Origin of the sequence: Thermofilum uzonense (assembly GCF_000993805.1) — an archaeon.
GTDB classification, from domain to species: Archaea; Thermoproteota; Thermoprotei; order Thermofilales; family Thermofilaceae; genus Thermofilum; species Thermofilum uzonense.
Genome location: NZ_CP009961.1, coordinates 743,428 through 756,061 on the forward strand (window position 1 = coordinate 743,428; position 12,634 = coordinate 756,061).

Below are 12,634 nucleotides of genomic sequence, written 5' to 3' on the forward strand. Positions count from 1 at the left end.
TCCATTTTTTATAATAGAAACTTCAATTTATGTTTTTTTGCAAAATCAATGTATTCAGAGTATAGTTTCCGCCATTTGTTTGAGTATAGACCCGCTTCAAGAATGACTTTTAGCTCGTGAATCCCACTCTTTTCGCTGAAGGGATTAGTAATTTCCCATAAATCCTGGAGTTGTAATTCAACAGTCTCTTTAACTTTAACCAATAAATTCTTTGCATCTAAGGGTATATTTTCGTGAACAAGTTTTGAGATGAAAGGAGGCGTTAAATAAAAAAGTTCATTGGATGTAGGTTCTTTGTAAAAAAACTTATCGTGTTCTACATGATCTGAAATAGTCGGCTTATTTATAGGCTCTACGGCATTCGAGCCTGTTAGTTTACGTTCAAAGCTATGAAATTTACTTCGAGCCTCTTGGAGCGCTTTTGAGTTGATAGAGATGAAAGGGTAGATTATTTTTTCCTTCATAATCTCCATTTTCACATCAGACTTCTTTGGCGAGTGGATTGGCGTTTTTATTTTAAATTCTAGTACTTTTCCCAGAATGCCTAGAATTTTAGAGTCAAAATTAAACGGAGCCTCCTCCAGAGCCAAGAAATAAGCATTGGGTTCTGAACCTGGGATCATATAAGGTGGAGAACGTTTAAAAAAGAAAATTCCTTTGAAATTCTTTACTGCCTTCGCCTGATACATATCTTTTGTTTCGTTATAAGTTAACGGGATCAGGATCCTAAAGGGTCCTATTCTATAAAAGAAAGATCCATCAAAACTGAACATGAAGCCGTTAGTCATTATTCCGTTAACATACTTATTAAATAACTCAATTCTTGTTTTTTGAACCTTTTCGTCAAGCTGAACAATAACAGATGCTGGAGATAAGTATACAAGAGAACTCTTATGAGAGTTATGCTCTTCATAAGCTATCAAGGATAGAGGGGAAGGAATTATGGCGGTTCTATGTCCCTCATCTAGTACGAGCGGTCTTATAAATCCCATGAGAAGACTTATGTAAATTTGCAGTTCGACCAGTTTAACATTTTCTATGTTACCATAAGTTATAAAGGTGCCTGTAAGTTCCTCTCCAATCTTTGACCTATCATCTTTCTTTCGCTCAAGCCTTTCTACACGAAATGATTCGTTAACGTTTAACCTTTGAACTCTACCGGAAAACCTTATAGCCCTTACTGAACCTATTTCTGATAAAAGAACTATATAGTAATCGTAATAAGTCGTATAAACATCATATCCTAACTTCCTAGTTATAATACTATCATGTTTGAGTGTTGGTACAAAACCTGGGAAAACTTGAACACAGTGATATGAAAACGGAGGATCACTCTCAATGATTCTGTCTAGATTCCGAGTGAGTTGTAAGCTCTCCGTAGATACTTTTATAATTTGGTTAAAGTAATCGGGTGAAAGCATCTACAATTTATTTTCAGAAAGTTATTATTATATATTTCTTTATGGAACACTCTGAAACGTTTTAAAGGGTCGATGCAAGAATCAGATAATATCACTGTGTTTAGAGCTTGAACCATTTTATGACTCTTTGTCGCGAAGTTATAAGTTAATTTTATCTTGTTGTTATTGGGGTTAAGGTTGTGCTTTTAGACTCGCTTCCTCCGAGGCTTATCAGTCTGGCCTTAGAGGCGTGTTTGCACGAGAAGGGTCGCCGTATACCCATACATGGTATTCATAAATGGTGGTCACGTAGATACTCTGCGGTATATAGGCTAATACTTGCCTCTTACGTGTTCGAGGATTCTTCTTATGTAGAGAGAGCACTAGTTAAGCCTGAGCTTATGAGGCCGTTTACCAGGGGGAAAGTGTTCTTTGAACCGTTAGCGGGTGGAGGGACTGGTCTAGCAGAGGCCGCTTTGGCCGGGTGGGATGTATATGGTTTTGATGTTAATCCTGTCGCGGCTTTGGCGGCGGGTACCAGTGTTGGAATCGTTAGTAGTGGTGTTCCAAGTGGGTTTAAGGATAAGGCTTTATGGCTCCTAGATGAATCTTTGAGAAGGGTTTCACAGTTATGGTTCTTCGAGGGAGGACTTGTCACGCATATATTTGTCTCCAGGAGTAGAATCCCGGTGTTACTCTCAAGGATGAGCAACACATACGTCACTATTTGTCCGAGGTGCTTTACCATAAATGAGAGTAAGGACGAGGTTGTTAAATGCGGGAGGTGCGGTCACACGTACAAGGTAAGCCATAAGCCTACGATAAAGCCTCGCCTCAGCCTCCCAGAGGAGATAACAGGCTGGAAGGCCTTCGCCGTTGAGGTTAGATGGATAAGCAACGGCAAATACACTCGAAAGTACATAAGCGTGCCTGAAAACCCCTCCCTTAAAAGATGGCTGGAGTCGACTAGAGAGCATGCCGAGAAATCTAACGAGGATGTCGTGGATGCTCTGAATGAAAAAATAGATGTTTTAGAGTCGAAACGCCTGGTAAAAGCCGGTATTAAGACCGCCAAGGAGCTTTTCTCTGGTAGACAGTTGGCTTCCTTCAGGATTTTTCTCGAGCTTTCCAGGGAAAAAATAAAGGATACCTTTGAAAAGAAGTTAGTCACAGCTGCCCTGAGCCAAGCCACCCAGAGTTCTAATCTCCTGGCTAGATGGTACCCGAAACTCGGCGAGATTGTACCCTCAGGAGGGATTAAGGCTCTCTGGGTCCCAGAATATACAGCGGTTGTGAATCCTCTAGCTCACATGCCGGGAAAACTGAGGACTCTAGCCAGAGGGACCATCGCGTCGGCGATCAATGCCCAGTTAAAGGCATGGAACTACGTGCAGGCTCACGGCGGTCCCAGCTATTCGAATTGGAGGGTCGAAGTAGGCGATGCACGTTCAATGATTCCCCCCGTGGGTGTAGATCTAGTGGTGGTGGATCCTCCCTATGGACGAATAAAGAGCTATGCAGCCCTAAGCCTCCCGCATTATTTCGCCTTGAAGCTCTATACAGCCCTGGAGGGCTCACAGCTCGCAAACAACGGGGACTTGAAGGAAGTAGAGGCATCAGAGGTGACTCCTTACAAGAAAAAGGAGTTTTTTGAGGGAATGTATCGTGTGATATGTAACTCCTCTAAAGCCTTGTCTCAGAATGGGCGCCTCGTCTTAATGTATAACTCCACAGAGCTAGATGAGTGGCGTGCGTTTTTCAAGATTTTCAAAGAGTGCAGCTTGTCACCAACAGCTGTGTATTGGGTTTTAGGAGAAACACCGAGTGGATTAACCGCGTCGAGTATTAAAGGAATGTTTTTAATAGTATTGAAAAAAGATCTGGGGGAATCAGCCACCGTTATTTTTGAGAATGCTGTGAAACATTCAATTAGGTTAGGCTTTAAAATAGATAAAGAGATTGAGAGGAAAGCTTTCGAAAGCCTAACAAACGGGCTCATCGAAGCATATCCAGACCTCGAACTTAATATAGTCTATTGAAATACAAGAGTGAGTGTTCTAGTGTGTCGAAAGTCCAAAGGGCTGTAAACGGCTCAGGCATTTTTATTGTCTTTATTAGAGTTAGCCTATTCTGACCTCTAGGGATTCCTGTCCATAAAGAAGATAGTCTCCCCTACAAGCATCTATCTAACGTCTTGGAAAATACGGGCGTGATTTCGTTGCGGAGTGCTTTCACAGAGAATTTTTCAGTTTTCTTCCTAGTGCCGTCCCCTCCTGGCTTTACACGGAGACACTGATGTGTTTAACGGGTGTCCCTGTCTTCTCTTATCAGCCTGGCTACCTCTTCGTCTGGGATCTTGTCGAGTAACTCTGAGAACTTCTCAAGCCTGGTGTCGATTTCCTCCAAGATCCTCCTCTTGACAGCCTCCTCCAAAGCCTTCCTGATGATTGGACCTGGTCTTATCCCATACCTTCTCATAGCCTCTACAACCTTTCTTGGTATCTTTGCGGAGACTGTTAGATGTCTGCTCATCTAACGGAATCGGCAAACCTAATGTAAAGTTCACCCATACGGATAGCTTAGGACTCTCCTTATGGAAGTAGCAGAGGATTTTTCGGGAGGCCTATACGCTCAGGTGTGACGCGTGAAGCTTGCTCGGTGGCCGCGAGACCACAGCACATTGTGAGCTTTCAGTCTGAGCTCTGGGAAGCTAGGGGAAAGGTTGGGGGGCTAGCTTTATTTTCTCTCGGCGAGGACGCGGTCTAGCGCTATGATTCCTGCTGGGTTGTCCTTGATCAACTTCACCTTGGCTAGTAGTTCGCTGGCGATTTTCTCCTCTTCTACTTGTTCGCTTACGAACCACTGGAGTAGGTTTTCGGCGGCCTTGTCGCCGGCTTGGCGGGCGTGGTCGACCATTCTCCATATGCTCTGCGTGTTTTCTTGCTCGGCTTTGAGGAAGTCTTCGACTGCCTCGAGTATGCTGCTCCACCTTGTCTTGGGCTTGGGTATGTCTTCGAGTTCTACCTCCCATCCCCTGTCTATGATGAACTGGTATAGCTTCATCGCGTGCTCTAGCTCCTCCCTCGCCTGTACCTTGAAGTAGTTGGCGAAGCCGTTTAGGGAGAGGGAGTCGAAGTAGGCGGCCATTGACAGGTAGAGGTACGCATTCCTAAGCTCCTGGTTCATCTGCCTGTTAAACTCGGATTTAATGTTGACCGTACTCATAGGTTAAAGAGTCAAACTCTGCTATAATAGCTTTACTCCTTAAGGACGCGCGTCATGCCAGACGTTACAATGCTGTATATGTTATTAAATACCCATGCTCTCTAACCTTAACCGGCTTAGGCCCGTGAAACCCCGATTACAATCGTCGCACCAGAATAGTGGCGGCCTTAAAAGCTTCCCACAGCTCGAGCAGAAGACGACGGGGTGTCCCGTAATGCCTGAGGACTGGGAAGGCAACGGGAACCCCTAGTGTATTGCCTCGTTGAATGCTTGTTCTGTTAGCTTGTTGATGGCGAAGGCCACGAACATGTTTTTGGGCCTTGGTTTAGGCTTCTCAAATTTTTCCTCGATTTTTATCGTGAGCCTGTAGGGCCAGAGGGCTCGGCCTTCCTGTTTTTCGCGCGGCCAGAGGGGGTCGTTGCTGATGAATTTTTGCTGTACTGTCCCGTAGCCGAGTATTCCCGTCTTGACGGCGTAGAAGACTACCTTGTCTCCTGGCTGTACTCGCTGCCAGAGGGGTTTTGCTTTCTCGCTTACTCCCCATACTCCTTTCTGGAGGGCTAGCTCCCAGTTTTCGATGGTTCCTACCAGGGCCCAGTAGCCCATATTTAAGATTTTTAAGTTGAGACATAAAAAATTTTTGAATGATGCCGCCTTGCTGCATTGCCTTAAAATTTTTTATGGTTTAATTTTTCATGGTTTTTCTGATATTTCATAATAGGTAACAATGAGACCTGCCATGGTTAGTAATCATAGGGCGGGACCTGCTTTCACCTAGCAGGATTACACGACTGGCACGTGGAACTGCTACGATAAGCCTGGCTTCAGGCGTCTATTCGTGGGGATCTGTTTTACAGGCTCAGGGTGGGAATCTTATTGTTGTATTTGTCCTGGAGAGGCCCCGCTGCTTGAGTTCCTCCAGCTTGTCTTTGAGTTTGTGGAGTGTGGGGCTCGAGTAGAGCACTATTCCCTCCTCTAGAGCGTCGACTATGAGGGGGTTTCCTTTTTCGAGCATTGATAGTGCCTCGTCGGGGGTGTAGGGGTGTAGCTCGACCGGAAGCTCGGTGTCGGCTACAGCTTCTAGTACTTCAGCCATCCGTCTTAGGTACGGCTGGTCGAACTCCGCTATTAAAAGGAAGTCGTAGTCGCTCCAAGGCCCCCAGTCCCCCCTAGCGCGTGACCCGAAGAGTATGACTGCATGTAGCTTGTACTTTGCCCGTAGTCTCTCCACGATGTTTTCAAGCTCCTCAGCGTCCTCTGACTTCATGTTCGGCCACCTTTAATATGTGTTCGGCTGCCCTTAAAGCTCTCGAGGATACTTCCTCGTCGTATGCTTCGTGGTGTGTCCCGGCTGGGTGAGCATTAGGGTATCTTGAAGGCACGTAATGGATGTCGAGTTCCCGTGCTAGCGCGAGTAGCTCCTCGCGTCTCTTTATCTTCCTTTTAAGGACCCCCATGTGTCCTAAGTCCACTTAAGAGGCTCTTCCTACATCCTGAGGGTTTTTAGAAACTCTTTTTCCGTGAAGTGCTCATCACGGAACCCCGCTCCAGCGTGCGGATACTTTGTCGGTATCTAGTACTTGTTGAGCCTAGAGGAAAGCTCAGGGAACGATTCTGGAATAATACCCTGAATCTCTTGTAGCTTCATTGCGAGGGATGGGGGTGCCCTGTCGTTGGGGCTCATATTTCCCATAGGAGGGCTTTAAGGGCCTTCTCGGCTCCTTGGTGGGATTTGAAGCGGGACCAGTGGTGGGATCCGTGTTCATGGTCTATCCTGGTGGATTCCAATGTTCTGAGGGCACTATCGATCTATCTCTTGGATTTTTCTTCATCCAGCGTTGGATTCCTGTGGAGAGATGTACACGCGGGCGTAAAAGACGTGCTATGGGCTGGCTATATAGTGGCTGGGGCCTTGTCCCCGAGGATTTCGTGGAGCCTTTGCCTTAGCCTGATGTACCACTCGGGAAGCTTTAGGTCGGCTATCCTTCTGCCCTCATCGTAGGGCTTGATGTCGAGAACCGGGGTGCCGTCGAAGAGGTCCAGGTTTTCGACGATTAGCCTGTTGCCCTGGACTGATTTCAGCTTTAGTATTGACAGGGCTAGGGGGTTTGGCCTGTGAGGGCTGTCTGTCGCGAAGACCCCCACTTCGGGCAGCTCCTCGAGCGGGATGCCGAATCTTATCAGCCTCCTGGGTCTGACGCGTAAGACTTTCCTCTGCTCGTCCTTGACGTCGTGGAGGTAGGATATCACGATGATGTGCGAGAAGCCTTCCAGGCCTGCTAGTCCCTCGGCGTACTCGGGTAGCAGCTCGATGTAGCCCTCTACGCCCGTCCAGGTGCTTTTGACTTCTTCCTGTGTGTGGGCGTGCCTAACGTAGCCTATGGGCTTGAGCTTTATCTCGGCTGACACATCTAGATCTATCGCCTTTCTAGTAATTATTAGTTTAGCTAGACAATTCTCTATAGAGACTCGGGGGCAGGCTGGCCACAAGAATCATAGAACTACAACTTGTTTATATGGGAGCCTCTACCTTTCCACCTAGCCTGCCTAAACGTAACACGACATCCGAGCGATCGGTTTGCCGTTTGCTAGAGTTTTGAAGCTGGAAGTGCTAGATGACCTGAGAATGCGGAGGCCCATTCAAAAACCCTTGATCAAAACCGGGTCATTCGAGCCTTGTGAGCCTCTCCTCGCTCGGTATAGTGAAGTATCCGGTTAGCCTTATGTCCCGGCTGGAGGAGCCCACCCTTACCTCATAGGTTCCCTTCTCGAGGAGCCAGCGGCTGCCGTCGAAGCTTGCTAGATGGGACAGCTTCACCGTTACCTCTACTAGCTCTGACTCGCCGGGGTTTAAGAGCCTGGTCTTCTTGAAGCCCTTAAGCTCCTGGAACGGCTTGTCGAGCCTGCCCTTGGGCGCCCTTACGTAGACCTGTGCTACTTCCTTCCCGGGAAGCTTCCCCGTGTTTGTGACTTGGAAGCGTATCCTCACCTCGCCCCGTGTGAGCGTGACGTCAAGGTCCTTGTACGCGAAGGTGGTATAGCTCAACCCGTGGCCGAAGGGGTATGCGGGCTCGACGCCGAAGGTGTCGTAGTACCTGTAGCCAACGTATATTCCCTCCTCGTATACTACTCTCTTCGGGTTGTCTGGTGGCTCCCCTGGGAAGGTCCAGGATGGCACGTGAGCGTAGTCTCTAGGAAAAGTTACTGGGAGTTTCCCTGATGGGTTTATCCGCCCCGTTAGAGCGTCCACTATGACCCTGCCAGCCTCCTGCCCCGGCTGCCATGCAAGCAGTATGGCGTCGGCTAGACCGCGCCAGCTCGCGACCTCTACGGGGTTACCGATGTTGAGGACCACGATGACCTTCTTGCCGGCACTCCTGAACGCATTGGAGACTTTCTCCAGCAGCCATCGCTCGTCGCTGCTTAGGTAGAACTCTTCCGGGGTTAGGTCGTAGCCTTCCCCTGAGACTCGTGAGAAGACTACGACTGCGGCGTCGCTCCTCGCGGCTGAGGCCTCTATGATACTCTCCGAGAGGAAGTTCTCGGAGAGCGTGGGCTTGTCGGGCTCGTCCTTGAAGCTTTGCTCGATATTCGGCATTTCATCCTTCAAGGCCTCCTCGTAAGTCTTTGCGACCTCCTCGTCTATCCTGAGCCCCCTCTCCCTAGCCGCGTTGAGGACGGTGGACACGTAGGGTGGATGAGTGTGCCCGCTGCCCTGGCCACCCTTAACCGTTGCCACGTGTCCCGTACCGAAGAACGCTATCCGGGCATCGGCTGGGAGCGGGAGGGCTTGGTTGTTTTCCAGGAGTACTAGGCCCTCGGCGGCGGCCTCGTATGCTATCCTAGCGTGCTCCTCTAGGTCTGGTTTCATCGAGGGCTTGTAGCCCTTGAAGGCTGGGGAGTCTGCGAGTACTCTTAGAACCCTTTCGAGGCTCCTATCAACCACCTCCATGCCTAGCTTACCCGATCTAACCGCCTCCAAGAGCTCCTTCACCTTATCCTCCCCGCCGGGCATTATCATGTCGTTCCCAGCCCGTAGCTGTCTCGAGACGTCTTCGCCCGCGCCCCAGTCCGTCATAACGAAGCCCTGGAATCCCCACTCCTCCCTGAGAACCCTCGTCAAAAGCCACTCGTTTTCAGAGCAGTGAACACCGTTTAGCTTGTTGTACGCGCTCATAACAGCCCAGGGCCTCCCCTCCTTTACGGCTATCTCGAAAGCCCTGAGGTATATCTCCCGCAGCGCACGCTCTGAGACAACAGTGTCTAGGCCCCAACGCCCAGTCTCCTGCTCGTTCGCGACGAAGTGCTTAACGCATGCACCCACGCCCGTGGACTGTACCCCCCTCACGTAGGCGGCCGCCATCACGCCGGAGAGGAGAGGATCCTCGGAAAAGTACTCGAAAAGCCTGCCACCAAGAGGGTTCCTGTGTATGTTAAGCGCCGGCGCTAGGAGCACGTCCACGCCGTAGGCGAGGGCCTCCTCGCCGATCGCCCGGCCAACCTTCTCGACGATCTCGGGACTCCATGTTGACGCCAGCATGACCGCGACGGGGAAAGCGGTTGCGGTGCAGCATCCCCCCTCTATCCTGACGCCCGCGGGCCCGTCGGCAAGCACGAAGCCTGGAATCCCGACTCTCGGCACAGGGTGTGTCTCGCCTGCCGCACCAGGGACCCGTGAGCCGGGAAACATGTGCGTGCCTCCTACTCCCACGAGAACACCGGCCTTCTCCTCTAGCGTCAACTTGTTTAGAAATTCTCGAATGCCCACATTCATGAGGGGGTGTCTCCGTATTAAAAAGTTACCAGTCTGTCTGGCTAACGCAGAGGGCCGGGCGTTAACGCTTCATATTCTAGAATTAGTCGAGGAGCGCGCCGTGGATTAGGCATATGTTCTGATCTCTGGACGGCAAGATAACCTGATTAAGTTTATAGGGCTTCTATGAGCGTCGGTTGCTTGACATGGAGGGTCTCCCGGGTGAATATGACAGCGTTGCTCGATTTCTAGTTATAAACGTTTCTTATGAAAATTAAATTTATTTATTTAAAGCTTTATACTACTATCCAGTTATATATGATTGTAGCAGTGCTCTGGGACTTTGACGGTGTTGTGGTGCTTACCCCCACGAGAAGGCGTGGAGGCTTGCATGCGAGAAGTACCGGATAGAGGGGTTCACGAGTGAGTTTTACCACGAATACGTGTCTGGGAGGCCGCGTTACGAGGGGCGCGTGCAATACTCCAGGCTTTTGGAATGTTGAGAGGTCTCGGCGAGGAGGAAAGGGAGAGGCTAGCGTTGGAGTTTGGTGACCTGAAGAATAAGCGGTACTGGGAGCTCTTAGAGCGGGGTGAGTACGTGGTGAATGAGGAAGTTGTTGACTTTATCGAGAAGACCCGGAGGATTACGGGACACTCCTTCAGGCATGTCTTGGCCTCGGCGTCCAAAAAACGTTTCACGTCTAGCAAGCACTGTCAGGGTGGGGGGGGGGAGTGCTGTCCTTGTTCTTCAACTTTGATGTGAGTGGTTCTGGTTCTACTAAGAGCGAAGTGTTTAGGAATGGCTTAAGGGCCGCTGGAGAGTTCGACTGCTAATAAAGGAATCAGTATTAAATACACCATATCCGGCCTGAAGCTACCTAACTATCCGAGGGCGACGCAGCACTTCACGCAGCACCTTAGCCGCCTGCTGAGAAGGGATGACTATAGGGCTAGCCTGCCTCCCTGGGCGATCTTCAGGGTAGGCCAGGAGAAGTTTAGGGAGTATCGAATTGCGTGGCAGGAGATCGCGAGATACATAGAGGCTTGCCACCTGCCCGTCTGGGTCAGGATAAGCCTGTGCGGGAAGGAGGTGGATAGGCTGCTGGTGCCTTCCATAACGGTATATTTCCTGGTAGAGGAGAACATCCACAGAGCTGCTAAGCTTCTCCTATACCTTAACAGTAGATTGGCGAGAAACCTGATCAAGCTGTGGGCTTGGACTGCTAGAGGCGGGTATTATAGGCATCACGCATACCACATGGGGCACCTGCCGATACCAAATCTAGCTGGCATCTGGAGGTTTATTGATGGAATGCATCTGCAGGGAAACAGCGATCTGAATGAGCTGGCAAGGAGGATAGCCAGCGAATATAAAGATCATCTGGAAAGAGAGCTCATAGAGGCTCTTGGCATCTCGGAAGAGGACTATAGAAGGCTTGTGGAGCATGGAGAGTGGCTGAACGAATACGTAGCAGAAGCTATTACTCCAGAAGGAGGGGTGGGAGAAACGGAAGAATAAAACAGAATCTCGCTATACCTATAAACACAAATAATGCAATAAGTTAGTGCGTACGTTCTAAGACAACAGGTAGCCCTGGAGGCCGGGGATGTAGCGAGGATACCTGTTCTCAACATGAAGGCCCTCCCTGGAGGGGACTTGGAGGAGCTATGGAGATACGGGTGGGAGATGATGGAGAGGCGGGTGAAGGGGGTTGAAAGAGTTGTGAGGCCTTGGGCTCAGAGTCTTCGTTTTGCATCTAAAGCCATTTATAACAGGGGTGCGCCGGGTTAGGAGAGGGTAATGCTTCCCGTCGTGATTGTGGCTGCGGGGGTTGCGAGTAGGCTTCGTCCTTTCTCGTTGGAGAGGCCTAAAAGTTTAATGGAGCTGGAGCCTGGCTTGACAATTATAACAGTTTATAATTGACAGGTTCTCGAGGGCAGGGTTGTCACCCATATATATTGTGGCGAGAAAGGAGAGAGGGGAAGAGTTCGGCAAGTCGGTGAAAGGGGTAAGGATTCTAACAGTGGATTTAGAGGAGTTTGGGAACTTGTACACGGTCTATACAGCTATGCGAGAAGTCGGACCGCCTTTCCTTGTCTCGATGTCTGACCGCATCTTCGAATACGAGATCCTCGAGAGAATAATTTTCGAGTCCTCGGACAAGGCCTTCGTTATCTGCCTCGACCTTAAGCCCTCAGCAGCCGAGGCGCTCGAGGGGTTGAAGGTCAGGCTCAAGGGCGGAGAAATAGTGGAGGTCGGCAAGGGTATCGAGACCAGGCATGGTATAGATACTGGTCTAATCCTGGTCAGAGACAAGTCTTAAGTGCTGATCCTTGCCCCAATTTCAAAAGCTTTTCTTCCCAATTTTTGAGCTTGGCCTGACCGTAAAGGTCCAAAGTAATGCCTCTCTCTTGTAGCGAAGAATTCGTAAACTTTAAATTGTCTACACAAAAATGTAAACATGAGGAGGATGAGCGCTGTAATCAGCTTTAGAGTCCCTAGGAGGCTAAAGGAGGAGATCGAGAAGCTAGGTTTAGATTATGCCAGCGAGCTACGCGCCTACCTTGAGGAGCTTGTTAGGAGGAAAAAAGCTGAGGCTTTGAGGCGGGAGATGGACAGTCTGAGGGAGGACATTGGGAGGATTGAGGGCAATCTCGCGGCTGAGTTCATAAGAGAGGAACGGGATGCCCACTAGGCTTGTAGTGGCTGATGCGAGTGTAGCTGTCAAGTGGGTTATTTTGGAGGCTTACAGTGATCATGCGTTCAAGCTGAGGGACGACTTGTTGGATGGGCTAGTGGAGGTGCATGCTCCCGCCTTCTTCCTGGTCGAGGTGGCGAGCGCGCTGAGGAAATACGTTATCCGCGGCTTAGTCCGGAGAAGCCAGGCTGAGAGGGCTTTTGGGCTTATAGCGGAGAGCGGGGTGGTGCTACACAATCTAGAGCCTGGTTTTATCGCCAGGAGCTTGCAGGCAAGCCTTGACCTTGGGGTGACTGTGTATGACGCCGCCTACATAGTCTTAGCCGACTCTCTGGGTGCCTTGATGTACACCGCGGACGAGAGGCTTCTCGGCAACCACGCTGTTCGAGGGCTCGGAGTGGTGAGACATGTAAAGGATTACGAGGGTTCTCAAAGAACTTGAAGCAAGGAGCTACTTGTATACTCTCGAATTAGAGGATATAGTCTAGAAGATCTGCTCGGGGAATAATTACTCGGATTGCTCGATTCGGATCGGGAGGTAGTTCTGGTAGAGTTTA

Annotated in this window: 18 protein-coding genes; 8 read left to right on the forward strand and 10 right to left on the reverse strand. The window is 49.7% G+C overall.

The genetic code is table 11. The annotated features are described in order from the left end of the window. Window positions 1-8 precede the first annotated feature (8 nt). The gene (locus MA03_RS03725) at window positions 9-1,421 is read right to left on the reverse strand and encodes a hypothetical protein (protein ID WP_052883993.1); all 1,413 of its coding nucleotides are present in this window, start codon (window positions 1,419-1,421) and stop codon (window positions 9-11) included. 179 nt (window positions 1,422-1,600) lie between these two features. On the opposite strand from MA03_RS03725, the gene MA03_RS03730 reads away from it, so the two are divergent. After that, complete coding sequence (locus MA03_RS03730) at window positions 1,601-3,439, forward strand: hypothetical protein (protein WP_052883994.1); 1,839 nt, start codon at window positions 1,601-1,603, stop codon at window positions 3,437-3,439. A gap of 262 nt (window positions 3,440-3,701) precedes the next feature. Here the strand turns inward: MA03_RS03730 and MA03_RS03735 are convergent, their stop codons facing one another. The 8 genes from MA03_RS03735 to MA03_RS03765 all read right to left on the reverse strand — a co-directional run bounded on the left by MA03_RS03735 (window position 3,702) and on the right by MA03_RS03765 (window position 9,399). Further along, entirely contained in the window at window positions 3,702-3,932 is a 231-nt protein-coding gene (locus tag MA03_RS03735; protein WP_052883995.1) for a hypothetical protein, read from the reverse strand. A gap of 204 nt (window positions 3,933-4,136) precedes the next feature. Then, on the reverse strand, window positions 4,137-4,625 hold the full coding sequence (locus tag MA03_RS03740) for a ferritin (protein ID WP_052883996.1): 489 nt from the start codon (window positions 4,623-4,625) through the stop codon (window positions 4,137-4,139). 246 nt (window positions 4,626-4,871) lie between these two features. Next, window positions 4,872-5,231: an EVE domain-containing protein gene (locus MA03_RS03745; protein WP_052883997.1), complete on the reverse strand. Its 360-nt coding sequence runs from the start codon at window positions 5,229-5,231 to the stop codon at window positions 4,872-4,874. Window positions 5,232-5,484: 253 nt separating this feature from the next. Further along, the gene (locus MA03_RS03750; RefSeq protein WP_052883998.1) at window positions 5,485-5,892 is read right to left on the reverse strand and encodes a nucleotidyltransferase domain-containing protein; all 408 of its coding nucleotides are present in this window, start codon (window positions 5,890-5,892) and stop codon (window positions 5,485-5,487) included. Then, a complete protein-coding gene (locus MA03_RS03755) occupies window positions 5,873-6,097 on the reverse strand; it encodes a HEPN domain-containing protein (RefSeq protein WP_052883999.1) in 225 nt (74 codons plus the stop codon). The genes MA03_RS03750 and MA03_RS03755 overlap by 20 nt, the downstream gene beginning before the upstream one ends. Window positions 6,098-6,305: 208 nt before the next feature. Beyond that, the gene (locus tag MA03_RS09060; protein WP_350339221.1) at window positions 6,306-6,434 is read right to left on the reverse strand and encodes a HEPN domain-containing protein; all 129 of its coding nucleotides are present in this window, start codon (window positions 6,432-6,434) and stop codon (window positions 6,306-6,308) included. Between the two features lie 84 nt (window positions 6,435-6,518). After that, window positions 6,519-7,034 carry a tRNA (N6-threonylcarbamoyladenosine(37)-N6)-methyltransferase TrmO gene (gene tsaA / locus MA03_RS03760; protein ID WP_052884885.1) on the reverse strand — a complete coding sequence of 172 codons (516 nt, stop codon included), beginning with the start codon at window positions 7,032-7,034 and terminating at the stop codon, window positions 6,519-6,521. Window positions 7,035-7,290: 256 nt separating this feature from the next. Beyond that, window positions 7,291-9,399, reverse strand: coding sequence for a glycoside hydrolase family 3 N-terminal domain-containing protein (locus MA03_RS03765; RefSeq protein WP_052884000.1), 2,109 nt, complete (start codon window positions 9,397-9,399; stop codon window positions 7,291-7,293). A 475-nt stretch (window positions 9,400-9,874) separates the two neighbouring features. Between MA03_RS03765 and MA03_RS03770 the strand changes: the two genes are divergently transcribed. Further along, entirely contained in the window at window positions 9,875-10,141 is a 267-nt protein-coding gene (locus MA03_RS03770) for a hypothetical protein (protein ID WP_052884001.1), read from the forward strand. 179 nt (window positions 10,142-10,320) lie between these two features. On the opposite strand, the gene MA03_RS08640 is transcribed toward MA03_RS03770, so the two are convergent. Continuing rightward, entirely contained in the window at window positions 10,321-10,494 is a 174-nt protein-coding gene (locus tag MA03_RS08640) for a hypothetical protein (protein ID WP_191118744.1), read from the reverse strand. On the opposite strand from MA03_RS08640, the gene MA03_RS03775 reads away from it, so the two are divergent. From MA03_RS03775 to MA03_RS03790, 6 genes are all read left to right on the forward strand, one after another. Continuing rightward, window positions 10,484-10,897, forward strand: coding sequence for a hypothetical protein (locus MA03_RS03775; RefSeq protein ID WP_191118745.1), 414 nt, complete (start codon window positions 10,484-10,486; stop codon window positions 10,895-10,897). The genes MA03_RS08640 and MA03_RS03775 overlap by 11 nt on opposite strands. A 114-nt stretch (window positions 10,898-11,011) precedes the next feature. After that, window positions 11,012-11,170, forward strand: a complete 159-nt coding sequence (locus MA03_RS08645; protein ID WP_191118746.1) for a hypothetical protein — start codon at window positions 11,012-11,014, stop codon at window positions 11,168-11,170. A 9-nt stretch (window positions 11,171-11,179) separates the two neighbouring features. Then, window positions 11,180-11,302: a hypothetical protein gene (locus MA03_RS08990; RefSeq protein WP_257719669.1), complete on the forward strand. Its 123-nt coding sequence runs from the start codon at window positions 11,180-11,182 to the stop codon at window positions 11,300-11,302. A 19-nt stretch (window positions 11,303-11,321) separates the two neighbouring features. After that, window positions 11,322-11,702 carry a hypothetical protein gene (locus MA03_RS03780; RefSeq protein ID WP_191118747.1) on the forward strand — a complete coding sequence of 127 codons (381 nt, stop codon included), beginning with the start codon at window positions 11,322-11,324 and terminating at the stop codon, window positions 11,700-11,702. 138 nt (window positions 11,703-11,840) lie between these two features. Then, window positions 11,841-12,074, forward strand: a complete 234-nt coding sequence (locus MA03_RS03785; protein WP_236944926.1) for a hypothetical protein — start codon at window positions 11,841-11,843, stop codon at window positions 12,072-12,074. Continuing rightward, window positions 12,064-12,519 (forward strand): type II toxin-antitoxin system VapC family toxin, encoded by a 456-nt coding sequence (locus MA03_RS03790; protein WP_191118748.1) that lies wholly within the window; start codon window positions 12,064-12,066, stop codon window positions 12,517-12,519. The genes MA03_RS03785 and MA03_RS03790 overlap by 11 nt, the downstream gene beginning before the upstream one ends. Window positions 12,520-12,634: the final 115 nt, after the last annotated feature.